This is a genomic window from Mesorhizobium sp. SARCC-RB16n (assembly GCF_008520305.1).
Classification (GTDB): Bacteria; Pseudomonadota; Alphaproteobacteria; order Rhizobiales; family Rhizobiaceae; genus Mesorhizobium.
In genome coordinates, this window is the sequence record NZ_ML703279.1 from 124,514 (window position 1) to 137,302 (window position 12,789).

Genomic DNA, 12,789 nt, shown 5'->3' on the forward strand with positions numbered 1-12,789 from the left:
GTGCCTCGCCGGCGCTTTGCCCGCGCATGTCCGCCGCCGTCCTTCGCGTCGCGAAAAGATTTGCCCTCCATTGATAGAACGCGAGCGACAATGGAAAATCCCCGTGAAACCTCGCCCAAGGTCGAGGACGAGGCCGCAGGCGACTTGCCCGACATCCTCGATCTGGTCATGGAAATGGGCCAGGCTTCAACCACGCCGGCGTCTCGAAGCCCTCGTCGAGACCGCGACGGACTACGCCAAGGCCGCCAGCTCGCAGAACACGCGCTACGCCTACGCCAAGGACTGGCGACGCTTTACCTCCTGGTGCCGTCGGGAAGGATTCGAGCCCATGCCGCCTTCAAGCCAGGTCATGGGTCTCTGTATTGGCGCTTGCGCGGCCGGCGAGCCTAAACGCGGCATCGCCTCATTCTCCGTCGCGACAATCGAGCGGCGCCTCTCCGGCCTGGCCTGGAACTTCACCCAGCGCGGCGTGCCGGTGGATCGCTCCGATCGGCACATTGCGATGGTGCTCGCCGGCATTCGCAGAAAACACGCCAAGCCGCCCCGACAAAAGGAAGCGGTGCTCGGCGACGACCTTTTGGCGATGATCGCCACGCTTGGCCATGATCTGAGAGGTCTGCGCGACCGGGCGATCCTGCTGCTCGGCTTCGCCGGCGGATTACGACGCTCGGAGATCGTTGGTCTCGATGTCGTGCGCGACGACCGCAGTGACGGTGCCGGCTGGATCGAGATTTTTGCCGACAAGGGCGTCCTCGTCACATTGCGCGGAAAAACCGGCTGGCGCGAGGTCGAGGTCGGCCGCGGCTCCAGCGACCTCTCCTGCCCCGTCGTCGCGCTCGAGGCCTGGGATCCGCCTCGGCCGCATCGCGGGAGGCCCCCTCTTCCGGCGCATTTTTCGGGACAATAAAACCGTCCACGACGGTCGGCTTTCCGACAAGCACGTCGCCCGCCTCGTCAAGCAGACCGCGCTCGCCGCCGGCGTCCGCTCCGATCTTGCGGAGGGAGACCGTCAGTTGCTGTTTTCCGGGCATTCGCTGCGCGCCGGCCTTGCTTCGTCGGCCGACATCGAGGAGCGTTACGTCCAGAAGCAGCTCGGCCATGCCTCAGCCGAGATGACCCGCAAATATCAGCGGCGACGGGATCGGTTTCGCACCAACCTCACCAAGGCGTCTGGGCTCTGACATCCCCCAAAGGCGGTAACGGGACGCAGCAAGGGCAGCTCTATTTTCGTAACGCGTTTTGCTAATTGGAGGCATGGATACGCCGAAACGCCCACGTGGCGGGCCGCGTCAACCCGACGCACCAACGCCGGCGGAACGACAGCGCGCCTGTCGTGCGCGATTGGCTGCGGCCGGCAGGGCACCTCGTGTGCAGCGTATCATCGACGATAGGTTCGATTCAAAGACACAGGTTATCGTCGAACGCGCCTTCTTCGAGGAGCAGCGCCGTAATTTACATAACGCGTTACTCAAAATCGAGCTTCTAGATGAAGCCCGCGCCCGGATCGACAGGCGAAATTCCTCTTTGGAAGGCGAGCTAAAGCGGCTTGAGCAATTGCACACCATCTCCCTGAAGGAGATCGTCCTGCTCAAGCAATCGCTGGCCATCAAGAAATAGCTCGGTTTGCAGACTGCCGATCGTCGGCGCGATCGTTTCCGGGCCAACCAAGGCGTCGGGGATCAAAGCTCCCTCCCTGCCCCCGCCCAGAGCCGGAATGGCGCGGTCGCGACGTCTCGGGATTTGCACCTTCATGCCTATCGGCCAGAGGTGACCTCGGTTTTGGGAGAACGACATGCATCGTACGCATACGAGGAAGTACGACGAAGGCCGCACATTGATCACGTTACCGCTCGCCGCTTCCCCTTGCGGAAGTGTTTTGAGGTGGCGGCACCGTCTAGCCACGGCGCCGCCTGGTTATGACGTGTCAGAAACGGTAGGTGATACCGGTTCCGATCAGCCAAGGATTGATCTTGGCTTCGCTCGGCACGTTCGTTCCGCCGTCAATTTCCGGCTTGAGAAACAGCTTCTTGACGTCGACATTGAAGCCCCAATGCTGATCCAGCCTGTAGTCGAATCCGACCTGCAGAGCGCCGCCGGACGTGTTCTTGACGTCGGGAGCGTCGGCGCTGCCGGTCTTGTGGTTGTAAAGGAACGTGTAGTTTAGGCCGGCTCCGACATAGGGCTTGAAAGCGCCGAAATCGGTGAAGTGGTATTGTAGCGTGAGGGTAGGCGCCAGCAGCCAAGTCTTGCCTATAATGTTGACCAGCCCCGCGATCGGTCTCTCGCCGTCATGGACGTAGGCAGCGCCGAGTGCGAGTTCAGCGGCGAAAGCCTCGGAGAAGTAGTAGGTAACGTCCAATTCCGGTATCACCCTAGGTGAATAGGAAAGGCCGGAGCCGCGAATTCCATCGACGTTATTCTTATCGTACGTGACTCCCCCCAGTGCTCGCAGACGAACTTGCCAAGGGCTAGGTTCGACCACAGGGACCGTGTCCTGAGTCACGTCCACGACAGCCGCTGCCGCCGCCTGCTGCAGTCCGACCGCGAGAAGCGCAATGCCGAGTATGATTCCGTGTCCCGGCCTTTTCCAGTCTCTCATTATACACTCCTTACAACCCGAAATTGGGTGCGTCGCAGCAATGTCAGCTGCGATTAGACTGTCAATGGATGCAGATCATTTCCGGGATTTTCTTAATTGAAGTGACTTGCTTCTTAATAAAAGTTACATGTTTCTTTATAAAATTGTAATATGGTCCCCGATCCCGGCAACAATGGAACCATAGCACCGGTCGCCATCGTCGAGCGTGCAGGGCCGGAGATGCTCCGAATGCCGCGTGGTCACATGATGGGTGACAACACGGTCAGATTCACTCATGCATCAAAACAACGACCTAAAGCGCGTCGCATCAATCCGTTTCGACGCGACGCGCTTTAGCGTTTCATTTTTTTGCCTTGGCGTTTCAATTGAAATCGGCAAGTAAAAGCGATACTGACGCGCACGGTCTATCGAGGACGCACGCGAAGGCCCTAGTCGATGACTTGCTAAAAGGCATTGCGGAAGCGGACCCGTAAGGGCGAGGAAATATCTCTGAATGGATTTGGCAAGTTCAAGGTGCAGAACAAGCGGCGCGCAATGGTCGCAATCCCTCGACAGGTGCCACGATCGAGATCGCAGCATCGAAGAAGCTGGTCTTCCAGCCCGCCACGGCGCTCAAGGACATCGTGAACGGCTGACATTTCCGGTCACACGTGCGCCTCGCTGCGAGGGCGCGCCGCATCGAGTTGTGATTTTCATCGGTCGGGTACACGGGGTCGGCGCGTTTTGCGGCCGCCCCTCTCGTTGCTTCGTTTGACCTCATGGTATCGAGGTCCCCGGCCGCTTGCGCGCGACCGGAAAATTCTCCTGCTTCTCAGGGATACTAACCGGAGCCGCCGAGCGGCTCCGTTTTTTGCGTAATCACTCGGCCGCGATGTGGAAGGGTTCGTCCTCTTCGGTCACGCTGCCGCTATCGGCTGCGGGTCAGGTTCGTCACATCGGAAGAGCGGCTCGATATCGTGCCGGCGAAGCTTGGTCCTTACGTGCCTGATGCCGTGCTTGCCGTCTGCGAGAAGGCGATGCGCGATGGCGACATGGACGAATTCCCAGCCGAGGCCGCGGCTGTTTTACTGGCACTTGCGATCTCCTGTGATGCGGTGGCCGATGCGTCCGAAGCGGCCGTGCTTCTTGATGTCGATGTGGATCATTTCGCCTGGCCTCTCGCGCTTCATACCACCGATTCGGCCGGCTCCAAGTCTGTCAGCCGCGCAAGGCCCGCGCGCGCAAGCACCCGGCTCACCGTCGCTGGCGAAACGCCAACCTCATGCGCGATATGCCGACCGGGGAGGCGCTGGCGCCGCAGCGCCACGATCCGCTCAACGATCGGCGGTTCGATGGCGCTGGGGCTATGCTTGGGGCGCGAGGAGCGGTCGGCCATGCCGGCCTGGCCCTCAGCCTTATAGCGCTCGACCCAACGCGCCACGATTTTCCCCGTCACCGCATACTTCAACGCCGCTTGGGCTTGGGAAAGGCGGCCTTCTATCACCGACAGCGCCATTTCCTCTCGAAGCAGCGGCGTCAGGCGGGCATTCTTATGGATGTTCATTCGGACCCTCCGGCGAATCTGAAGGGTGGTAACTCCAATCTCCTCGGTCGGGCCCGAATGGACAACCTATGGACAGCTCACGCACCCAGTCCTCAGCTCGACTGTGTCGCGCTCACCTTGTATAGTCATCTCGCGACCGCGCGCGGTCCCGCTCGAAATTACGGTCCTGCTCGATATTACCGTCCGGCTCGATATTAAGGTGGTTGAAATACCAGGACGGATCATCACCGGACGAGTCTGTGTCAACGGACGAGTCTGTCTCGACGCTTGATTCCCTATCGTCGTCACCGCTCTTGGAAAGATATAGCGTAGGCTTGTCTGTCCGCCGCCATTCACCGTCGTCATTATTCCATTTGTCCGGATGCTGTGCAGGATCAAGGACCCATTTATCTCCTCCCACAGGAGCAAAACCCATCTGCCTGAGACGCGGCTCTGCCCCCCTAGAAGCAGGGCGTGACATGACCAATGGGCGTTCGCCGTCAAGCCGAAGTTGATGCTCAAGCAGGATATCGCCGGCATTTTCGACAAGGGGGTGAGTAACCCGAAGAGCTACTTGGGAGGTGATCTCAGTTCGCCCGGGAAACTGGGCGTGAAACCGTCGGCCACGCGACGCGGGGACACTGAAGCCGCCGTCTGTCTTCAGAAGGCCAACACTTTTGTCGCCTAGCTTATAGCTGAAATATCGTGCCTCGTCCGCATCGTAGCTGGTGGAGGCGTAGCCTCTAGCAACGTTTGCCGCGCTCAAGGCCTTTAGCGACACGAAACCCGAGTACTCTTGCGGATTATCGGCAATGTGCTTGATATCATCGCCATAGAAAGCCCTCACTTCTCTCCTGAAGGTGGACCTGTCGATCTCCTCGATCGGAGGTTGCGAAGTCAGGAAATATGGTCGCGGCTCTCCCGAGGATGAACTTGGAAGATCGGACGCCACGCCTGCAACATTCTCCGCAAAGCGGTCACTATCTGCTGCCCGATTTGATCCCTCGGCGTGGTCAGGGCCTAGGGACCGGCTGGACGAGGCATTGGTTCGGCCGTACATCAGATTCGCTCTCCTGTCGGTAGGTTTGAATGGCACCCGGGCCGATTGTTCCCAAGCACTGAAGAGCACGCTAGCCTGGGTAGCTGACCATAAGCTTACGCGTGGATTTTAATTCGTTGATGGTCCTCAGGCGCAATCCACCGTCACCCGCTGATGACACGAAGGTGATCCTCGAGCTCGTGGCTCGCGTTTGACCTTGCCCGCGGTTCTGAGTTCGTTTCCGGGGTTGGGTGTGCCCTGCTGGGCGAATGGAGCGACGGGCGCTGGCGCGGAGCCGTTTGGCGTAGCGCAGCGCAAGCGACCGTCGCGGGGTGAAAGGTGCTGGCGAACTCGTCCAGTGTCTGCCAGGGGATCTGCGAGTGCGGCCTCGCGGTGTTGTAGTCGGAGGGCCCACAGGGCGGTCGCCACGCGCCCAGCAAAGGGGGCGAGTGCCGGCGAGCGGAGTTTGGCTGCGTTCGCAGCGGGACGGATCGCGTTAGTACAGACGATGAGGATCACCGCCGCCTTGCGAGTGGGCGGCCCAGCTCTGCGCAGACGGCACTCGCGAGGAGAGATGGCCAAGCCCATCTCTTCCCCGCGTTCGGCTCACCGAAGGAGTCGGCAGTGAAGCAGGTGACCGACCGACGATCGAGTTTCGAATTGCATTTCAGGCGGCATGGGTGGGCGGTTGGCTCTCGCTGGCCGGAACGGAGTGACTCAGAGACTCCCAGCCGCAGGAATTGCCGCAGATGCAAGGAGACGTTTCCATCCCTTGCTCGCGCCTTCGAGCTGAAGACGTAACGTACTGCGTCGGAAAATCTTGTCGCAAGCCTCGTCCGACAAAGTTGCAGATCAAACATCCCTTCTCGAGTTTCGTCAGCAACTCGTAAGGTTGACCTTCTAAAGCGAGCAATGGAGGTTCGCAGCGAGCTGCTGCGAACCTGCGTCCAACGGAGATGTAGAACGTTTGGGACCAATGGTTCGAGCGGAACATCACACCGCATCCAGCACCAGATTAACCAAGCGGCCGTTTGAGCGAGGCAGCACGGCGGCGGGCGCAGCCCAGAAGCAGGTCCTCCGCTTGTCTCAGTCCAGGACGGCAGCGGCTCGATACACCAACCCAGCCAGACACAAAAAGCCGCCCTTGAAAGGAAGTGGAATATGACCAAGCTCGCGATGAACCGCCGCCAGGCGATTGTCGGCCTCGGCACGGCGGGGGCGATGGCCGCTCTTGGTCGGCCGGCCTTTGCTGCAAGGAAGGTGAAGCTTGGCGTGATGCGTCTCGCCAGCCATGCGCCCAGTTACATCGCCTGCGAGCGAGGCTACTTCAAGAACGAAGGGCTGGACGTCGAATTCGAGTTCTTCGAGGCCGCTCAGCCGATGACCGTGGCGATTGCCTCGGGCGACGCCGATTATGGTGTTACAGCGATGAGCGGTGGACTCGTGAGCCTCGCCCAAAAAGGCGCAATCAAGGTGATCGGCGGCGCACTGTCTGAAGAGAAGGGTCGCGTCGGCGCTGTCATCCTGGCGTCCGAAGAAGCCTACCAGGCCGGACTTACCTCGCCGAGGGGGCTGAGCGGCAAGAGTTTTGGTGTCACCACAATCGGCTCCTCCTTTCACTATATGTGCCACAAGATCGCTGAAGCGAACGGCATCCCGATGTCGGAAATGACCCTGCCCCGGCTGCAGAAGGTCGACGCAATCATCAGTGCACTGAGCACCGGGCTGATCGATGCCTGGGCCATCCAGGGCAGCATCGCTAACAAGATGCTCGCCGAAGGTGCTGCCAAGCAGATTGGACTCGTGTCCGACTATGCGCCTAATTATCAGGTGACCACGGTGTTCACCTCGACCAACATTGCCGCTGACCAGCGGGAGCAGACCGCAGCCTTTATCCGAGCCTATTCGACAGCGATCGACGACTACAATGCCGCCGTCGTTGACAAGACTTCTGCACCGGATGAAGTGGATGAAGTGGCAAAAATCATCTACAAATATGTTGATTCCGACCTTCCGTTTCAGGACGCGAAGGCCATTTTCGTCGGCAGCGCCATGCGGATCAAGAAGGGCTGTGCGCTTGCACTTGATTCGGTGACGGATCAGCTTGACTGGTTCAAGGCAGAGAAGATGGTCCGAGAGACGATCACGCCAGAGATGCTCTTCGATACTTCCTACGTTGAGACGATCTGACCCCTGCGGCTCCAGAGCGCCGGCCGTCTCAAGGCGGCGTGAGAGAAGATATGGAACTGCTGCTAAAGAACGTTCACCACCGCTACGGCCCCGTGGAGGTTCTGAGCGACGTCTCGCTCCGGATCCCACAGGGCGAGATCGTGTGCGTCATCGGGCCCTCGGGATGTGGCAAATCCACACTGCTGCGCTTCCTGGGCGGGTTGGAGCGTCCGACAAGCGGCACTGTGCTGCAGGTCGGTGCGCCGCCAGCCGACTCGCTTAATCCGCTTACCTACGTCTTCCAGCACTTCGCCCTACTGCCGTGGCGAACCGTTGAAGGCAATGTGAAGCTGGTCCTGGAGGATCATGGGCTACCAGCGAAGGAGGTCCAGCGGATCGTCGCCGATGTCCTTGCACGCACGCGGCTTTCCGAGTTCAGCGCCACTCTCCCTAAGCAATTGTCGGGGGGCATGCGTCAGCGCGTTGCCATTGCGCGCGCTCTGGCGGTCAGTCCAGCGGTGATGCTCATGGACGAGCCGATGTCGGCGCTCGACAGCCAGACCCGCGAGCTTCTGATGGAAGATCTCGTCTCCCTCTGGACCCGTCAGCCCTTTACCGCTGTCTATGTCACGCACAATTTGGCCGAGGCCGTGCGGCTGGGACATCGGATCGTGGTGCTTTCCCGTAGGCCCGGACGCATCCGTCATATCGTCAAAATCCAGAAGCCGCTGACCGAAAGATGCGCCGGCGCTCCTATTCTGGAAAAGATGCAGATGCATCTCTGGAAGCTAATGAGAGACGACGCAATCGCCGCCGATCAGGAGCTGCTCGATGGTTGACATCCCCGCAGTGTCACGGGCCGTAGAATTCCGCGGCGGCGGCTTCGCGCTCACTCGCGTCCCCTTCCTCGGTCTCTTCGTGTTCATCGTGCTGATTGGACTGGCAGAGATCGCCACACGCACCAGCTTCATCTCGGGCCTGACGCTGCCTCGCCCCTCGGCGGTCCTCGAAACCTTCGTCGAACTGTACCAGAGCGGGCTGCTATGGCAGCACTTGCTGCCATCACTGCGGCGCCTTGCGGTCGGCACAGCCATCGGTGTCCCCTTTGGTATCGGCCTCGGTGCTTTAATCGGACTGTCCAGCCGCATACGCGCCGGTCTCCTGCCACTGGTCGCGGCGCTCTTTCCTATCCCCAAGATAGCATTGCTGCCGCTCTTCATTGTCTGGTTCGGAATCGATGAGGCGTCGAAATATGCGCTGATCGCGTTCGGTACCTTCACGCCTACGGTGGTCGCCACATACGGAGCGGTTGGCAATGTCGATCGCAGCCTGGTTCAGATGGGCCAGAGCTTCGGCCTCTCGCGGCTCTCGATTGTACGCAAGATCGTTCTGCCCGGCGCATTTCCAGGCATCCTGTCTGGCCTGCGCGTCTCCATTTCCATCGCCATCACTTTGCTCGTCTCAGCCGAGATGCTGGGTGCCGAGCATGGCATAGGCGCCTACATCCTGGAGGCAGGAGCACTCTACAACCTGGAGCACCTGTTCGCGGGGGTGACGATGCTTTCCCTGATAGGCCTGGCCGCCGGTTGGTTTATCGGTCGCCTTGAGCGGCATTTACTGGCCTGGCGCACATAGCCGGCAGGGTCGCAACCGCAGCGTTTTGCGAAGCTGCGCGTGCTGGCGCGCAATGCGAGGACCAGCACATCACGGGTTTTGGTTTGCGCAACGCCGGGAGCAAGACAGGGCGAACTCTCCAATGTGTGGCCGGCCCCAGAGGCAGCGGGGCGCAGGCCACGCAGCCGCTCGCATCGCTTTGCAAACCGCCGATGATCATGGCGAGCTGCCATGACCAGGGTGAAGTTCCATCGGTTACAGCAGCGATCGCGCGGGCATGTAATCCGAGGTGGCTGCTTCACGCAAACGAGCCCAGCTAAGCAGCGGCTGTTGTTGGATCGACAAGGTGGGTTGCGGATGGAGGCGATATATGAGCGAGGCCCGCAAAATCGGGAGCGTCCTTATAGTCGACGATGTGCTCGCGCTTATTCTGACGATGGAAGAACACGTGTTGCGCAGCAATTTGTCGACCACTGCGGCGGGTGCGCATGCGGAAGCGTTGAAGATCTCACAAGAGCTGAAGCCCGACGTTGTCATTGCCAGTTTGGATCCTGGCCAGAATGACCCCGGACTCTTACGTGATCTCCGAAACCTCGGTGACGTCTCCGTCATCGTCGTTGAAAGCCGCCGGGGCGAGCACGACAAAGTGGTCCGGTTTGAATCCGGCGCCGATGAGTGTCTGAGTAAGATGCGTGAGCTTTTGGTGCGCGTTGACGCTCTGGTGACGTCGCGGCTTGTCGCTCCAGTGGAAGCACCGAAAAGGTCGCAATCGGGTAAATGGCTTTTCGGCGGCTGGGAGCTACGCTTGAAAACGCGGCAACTGCGCGACCCTTCCGGCACACTGGTACCGCTAACTCAGGGCGAGTATGCGCTCCTGTTCGCCTTCCTCGAGGCGGCAGAGCGGCCGTTGTCGCGAGAATACCTGCAAAGGGCCACTCGCGTCCACGGCGAGATTTCAGACCGCAGCATTGATGTTCAGATCTTGCGCTTGCGTCGGAAGCTCGAAACAGACGCACGTGCCCCCCGGTTGATAAAAACCAAACGTGGCGTCGGTTACGTGTTCAGTATCCCGGCGCAGCTGTTGGATGTCTGACGGCAGGAGCGGCCAGGGTTCCTCGCTTTGCTCTGCAGCAGAGTTGAAGGCGAGGAGGAGCATGGCTGGGTTGGGGATATATCCATGGAATGGATAGTATGCATATGAACAATCGATTTTTAATAAGTGGATATGGTATATATTGACAGCGCGTGTCTCGACCCTAGCCGGGCTGGCGACTACCACCGAAGCGAGAGAAGGGCACCCGCGACTGCCAGCAGTTCCATGTTGCCGTTATCACCACTTCTTTGTGCCGAAAGTGAATGCCGAAGCCTGCCAGGCTCTTGCGGCTCATATCAATGCGCCCGGCATAGCGCAGTCGGCAAGGCCGCCTGAAGACAAGTCCTATGTAAGTGCGTTGAGGGTCGATGCCTATTACACCTCGCATACTCCTTCTCCCCCGAGAGGCACGGCAGCGGCCAGCGATAGGAGACGTGCGGATGTGCACTCGCACCTCAGCCGCGCGGTTCGCAGAGCCGGCCAACTCCTAGATCTAGCGCGAGCTTGCAGCCCAAGGCTCAGATCGGCCCTCGAGCGGCTGAACCAAAAGCGGGCCCCCGAACCGGTGCGGCTTTTTCGCAGTTGCGAGAGCTGCCTGCGGCAGATTCAGGCTCTGGCGTTAGAGAGCCATGAGCACTGGCCGGAGACACCACTATTCAGGTCACCTTCGAGAACTCGCGATGGAGCCGTCACAAGCCAGACACGCACGCTGGGGCAATCGGGGCCCTTTCCTTTCGCTGCCAATTCGCTGACAGGCCGCTGCCTCAAATATCGATGATGCCGGGAAACCGCAACGGCGTGAGAGTCGCTTCTTCGGCGAGCGACGAAGGCCAGCGACGCTCAAACGCCGCGGTCACCAAAAACCTAGACCCGTCGTAGGACCGATCATTTCCAAAGAGGAAACTATATGGCCGAATTCGATAGAAGCGCCGCCTTTTGGCGTTCCTTTCCGATTTTTCGAGATTTCGATGACAAGACCATCGCAGCGCTCGCGGGTATCTCAAGCTTTCGCAAATGGCTCCCAGACACGGTGATTTTCCAGCGAGGCGATGAGGGCAATTATATGGTCGGAGTGATCTCTGGGCGGATTAAGGTATCGCTGATCACCCCACAGGGGCGTGAATTGATCCTGCGTCAACTCGAAGCCGGGGAATTATTCGGCGAAATGGCCATGCTGGACGATCAGCCTCGATCAGCCGACGCCACGGCGCAGGTCGCCTCGCAAGGTTTCGTCATCCCCAAGAGGCCGTTTATGGACCTTATCAAACTTTCGCCGGGGGCGGCCAAAGCCACAATCCGTTATCTCTGCTCCCGGTTGCGGGGGATCACCGAGCACTTGGAAACCATTGCCCTCTATCACCTGAATTCCCGGGCGGCCCGTTTTCTCCTCGTAACCCTGAGGCAGATCCACGGCAATGAGCTGCCGGTACGGGCGGATCTCAAACTGGCGCTCACTCAGTCGGATATAGCAGGTATTTTGGGTGCAAGCCGGCCGAAGGTCAATCGGGCGATATTGGCGCTAGAGGAGGCCGGTGCCATTAGGCGTAGCAACGGAATAATTGAGTGCAACACGGAGCGCCTACAGTGGATTGCTGAGCCAAGCGAGTACTAGGTCCGGGCCCTGAGGAGGGTTCCCGAGGCATTGTGATTTGGGGTCTTCAGGGGGCGAGTCAGGAATTGACTCAGAGGTCAGCAGTTTGGATTGCCTGAACCGCATCTTGCGACACTCAAAGCAGCCGAGGTCGATGATCGGGGCGCCATCTGTGATCGAAGAGCATTTGATGCGATCGTTGGTGACGCATTGAGGTGGCCAGCGGCGGCTCCGGGCGTCGGATCAAACCGTGAAGTCGGTGAGGCGTCGGTCATGGAACAGTCGCCGTTTCCGTATCAACTCTCCAACGTCTTCTCGATGAAAGCACCAATCATTGCGAGTTCATCCAATGCTCTCTGGCTATAATGCAACATCCGTCGCGTTGCCGGATCATCGGCCATTTTAGCGACTGTCATGTGCAACATGCCTCGCTCCTTCATCGCCGCATAGGCGTCACGCTCATGCATGGGCGTGTCGCACAGCGGCAGAACGTCCAAGATGTCGTACGCGGCTCGTTGCGAGACTGTCAGTCTGCCGATAGGCACGCGCATGCGAAGAATTGCAGTATGTGCTTGCAGTCTTTCTGCCATTAACAACTCGATGATGTAGCGGCAAGTTGCAAGCGCTTCATCAATGTCAAGAGGTGTCAGCATAGTGGGCACCAGCAGGTAATCGGAACTGCCGATGATACAGTTGTTCAAGTGGCTGGGGGCGCCATGGGCGTCAACCAAACCATAGTCGAAGCCGCCAAGATCCGCCTGTCCATATGCGTCTACCATTAGGGGCAACTCATCCGCGACGAATACCTCGCATGCCTGGTCCCAAGCGTCATTGCGAATGGCATTTTCTTTCCACCTGGTGAGCGGACGATTTTGGTCAGATTCAAACAATGCAATCTTCTTCTGCTTGAAGGCAAGTGCCGAACACAGACCCATTAACGCCGTGGTTTTACCCGCTCCACCTTTAAATGAATAGAAACTGATCAATTTCAAGACGCAATCCCTCCGAGATGAAAGGGGTTCTGTGCAAAACCCATTTTTTTAAATCATATCAGCTACCGCAAAGATATACAGTGATGTGTTCTGCCAGGCCTGGTTACTATTGTAACCGTTATTTTGTACGGGTTCGGGCGTCGTACCATTATGTATTCTCTTGTCTAGCC

At 59.1% G+C, this 12,789-nt stretch carries 10 protein-coding genes and 2 pseudogenes; 8 read left to right on the plus strand and 4 right to left on the minus strand.

Features of this window, described 5'->3' with window-relative positions; translation table 11 throughout:
- Positions 1 to 90: 90 nt before the first annotated feature.
- Positions 91 to 1,181: pseudogene (locus C7I87_RS23850) on the plus strand (tyrosine-type recombinase/integrase).
- A 73-nt stretch (positions 1,182 to 1,254) separates the two neighbouring features.
- Positions 1,255 to 1,617 carry a hypothetical protein gene (locus C7I87_RS23855; RefSeq protein WP_149906496.1) on the plus strand — a complete coding sequence of 121 codons (363 nt, stop codon included), beginning with the start codon at positions 1,255 to 1,257 and terminating at the stop codon, positions 1,615 to 1,617.
- 307 nt (positions 1,618 to 1,924) lie between these two features.
- On the opposite strand, the gene C7I87_RS23860 is transcribed toward C7I87_RS23855, so the two are convergent.
- A complete protein-coding gene (locus tag C7I87_RS23860) occupies positions 1,925 to 2,599 on the minus strand; it encodes an OmpW/AlkL family protein (protein ID WP_149906497.1) in 675 nt (224 codons plus the stop codon).
- Positions 2,600 to 3,096: 497 nt separating this feature from the next.
- On the opposite strand from C7I87_RS23860, the gene C7I87_RS36645 reads away from it, so the two are divergent.
- Positions 3,097 to 3,234 (plus strand): HU family DNA-binding protein, encoded by a 138-nt coding sequence (locus C7I87_RS36645; protein WP_306440516.1) that lies wholly within the window; start codon positions 3,097 to 3,099, stop codon positions 3,232 to 3,234.
- Positions 3,235 to 3,666: 432 nt separating this feature from the next.
- Here the strand turns inward: C7I87_RS36645 and C7I87_RS23875 are convergent.
- A pseudogene (locus C7I87_RS23875) lies at positions 3,667 to 4,142 on the minus strand (leucine zipper domain-containing protein); the annotation flags it as partial.
- A gap of 112 nt (positions 4,143 to 4,254) precedes the next feature.
- On the minus strand, positions 4,255 to 5,181 hold the full coding sequence (locus tag C7I87_RS23880) for a host specificity protein (RefSeq protein WP_246696382.1): 927 nt from the start codon (positions 5,179 to 5,181) through the stop codon (positions 4,255 to 4,257).
- Between the two features lie 1,140 nt (positions 5,182 to 6,321).
- Between C7I87_RS23880 and C7I87_RS23885 the strand changes: the two genes are divergently transcribed.
- The 5 genes from C7I87_RS23885 (at position 6,322) to C7I87_RS23905 (ending at position 11,648) form a co-directional block, all read left to right on the plus strand.
- The gene (locus tag C7I87_RS23885) at positions 6,322 to 7,350 is read left to right on the plus strand and encodes an ABC transporter substrate-binding protein (protein WP_149906499.1); all 1,029 of its coding nucleotides are present in this window, start codon (positions 6,322 to 6,324) and stop codon (positions 7,348 to 7,350) included.
- Between the two features lie 50 nt (positions 7,351 to 7,400).
- A complete protein-coding gene (locus C7I87_RS23890) occupies positions 7,401 to 8,168 on the plus strand; it encodes an ABC transporter ATP-binding protein (protein WP_149906500.1) in 768 nt (255 codons plus the stop codon).
- Complete coding sequence (locus tag C7I87_RS23895) at positions 8,161 to 8,964, plus strand: ABC transporter permease (RefSeq protein ID WP_149906501.1); 804 nt, start codon at positions 8,161 to 8,163, stop codon at positions 8,962 to 8,964. Before C7I87_RS23890 ends, C7I87_RS23895 begins: the two co-directional genes overlap by 8 nt.
- 349 nt (positions 8,965 to 9,313) lie before the next feature.
- Positions 9,314 to 10,036 carry a winged helix-turn-helix domain-containing protein gene (locus C7I87_RS23900; protein ID WP_149906502.1) on the plus strand — a complete coding sequence of 241 codons (723 nt, stop codon included), beginning with the start codon at positions 9,314 to 9,316 and terminating at the stop codon, positions 10,034 to 10,036.
- 907 nt (positions 10,037 to 10,943) lie between these two features.
- Positions 10,944 to 11,648: a Crp/Fnr family transcriptional regulator gene (locus C7I87_RS23905; protein ID WP_149906503.1), complete on the plus strand. Its 705-nt coding sequence runs from the start codon at positions 10,944 to 10,946 to the stop codon at positions 11,646 to 11,648.
- Between the two features lie 275 nt (positions 11,649 to 11,923).
- Here the strand turns inward: C7I87_RS23905 and C7I87_RS23910 are convergent, their stop codons facing one another.
- Positions 11,924 to 12,619, minus strand: coding sequence for a conjugal transfer ATPase VirC1 (locus tag C7I87_RS23910; protein ID WP_149906504.1), 696 nt, complete (start codon positions 12,617 to 12,619; stop codon positions 11,924 to 11,926).
- Between the last annotated feature and the right edge of the window lie 170 nt (positions 12,620 to 12,789).

Bases quoted from the DNA above. Each gene is read 5' to 3' on its own strand.
- C7I87_RS23855 (WP_149906496.1), top strand. From the start codon at position 1,255: ATGGATACGCCGAAACGCCCACGTGGCGGGCCGCGTCAACCCGACGCA.
- C7I87_RS23860 (WP_149906497.1), bottom strand. From the start codon at position 2,599: ATGAGAGACTGGAAAAGGCCGGGACACGGAATCATACTCGGCATTGCG.
- C7I87_RS23880 (WP_246696382.1), bottom strand. From the start codon at position 5,181: ATGTACGGCCGAACCAATGCCTCGTCCAGCCGGTCCCTAGGCCCTGAC.
- C7I87_RS23885 (WP_149906499.1), top strand. From the start codon at position 6,322: ATGACCAAGCTCGCGATGAACCGCCGCCAGGCGATTGTCGGCCTCGGC.
- C7I87_RS23890 (WP_149906500.1), top strand. From the start codon at position 7,401: ATGGAACTGCTGCTAAAGAACGTTCACCACCGCTACGGCCCCGTGGAG.
- C7I87_RS23895 (WP_149906501.1), top strand. From the start codon at position 8,161: ATGGTTGACATCCCCGCAGTGTCACGGGCCGTAGAATTCCGCGGCGGC.
- C7I87_RS23900 (WP_149906502.1), top strand. From the start codon at position 9,314: ATGAGCGAGGCCCGCAAAATCGGGAGCGTCCTTATAGTCGACGATGTG.
- C7I87_RS23905 (WP_149906503.1), top strand. From the start codon at position 10,944: ATGGCCGAATTCGATAGAAGCGCCGCCTTTTGGCGTTCCTTTCCGATT.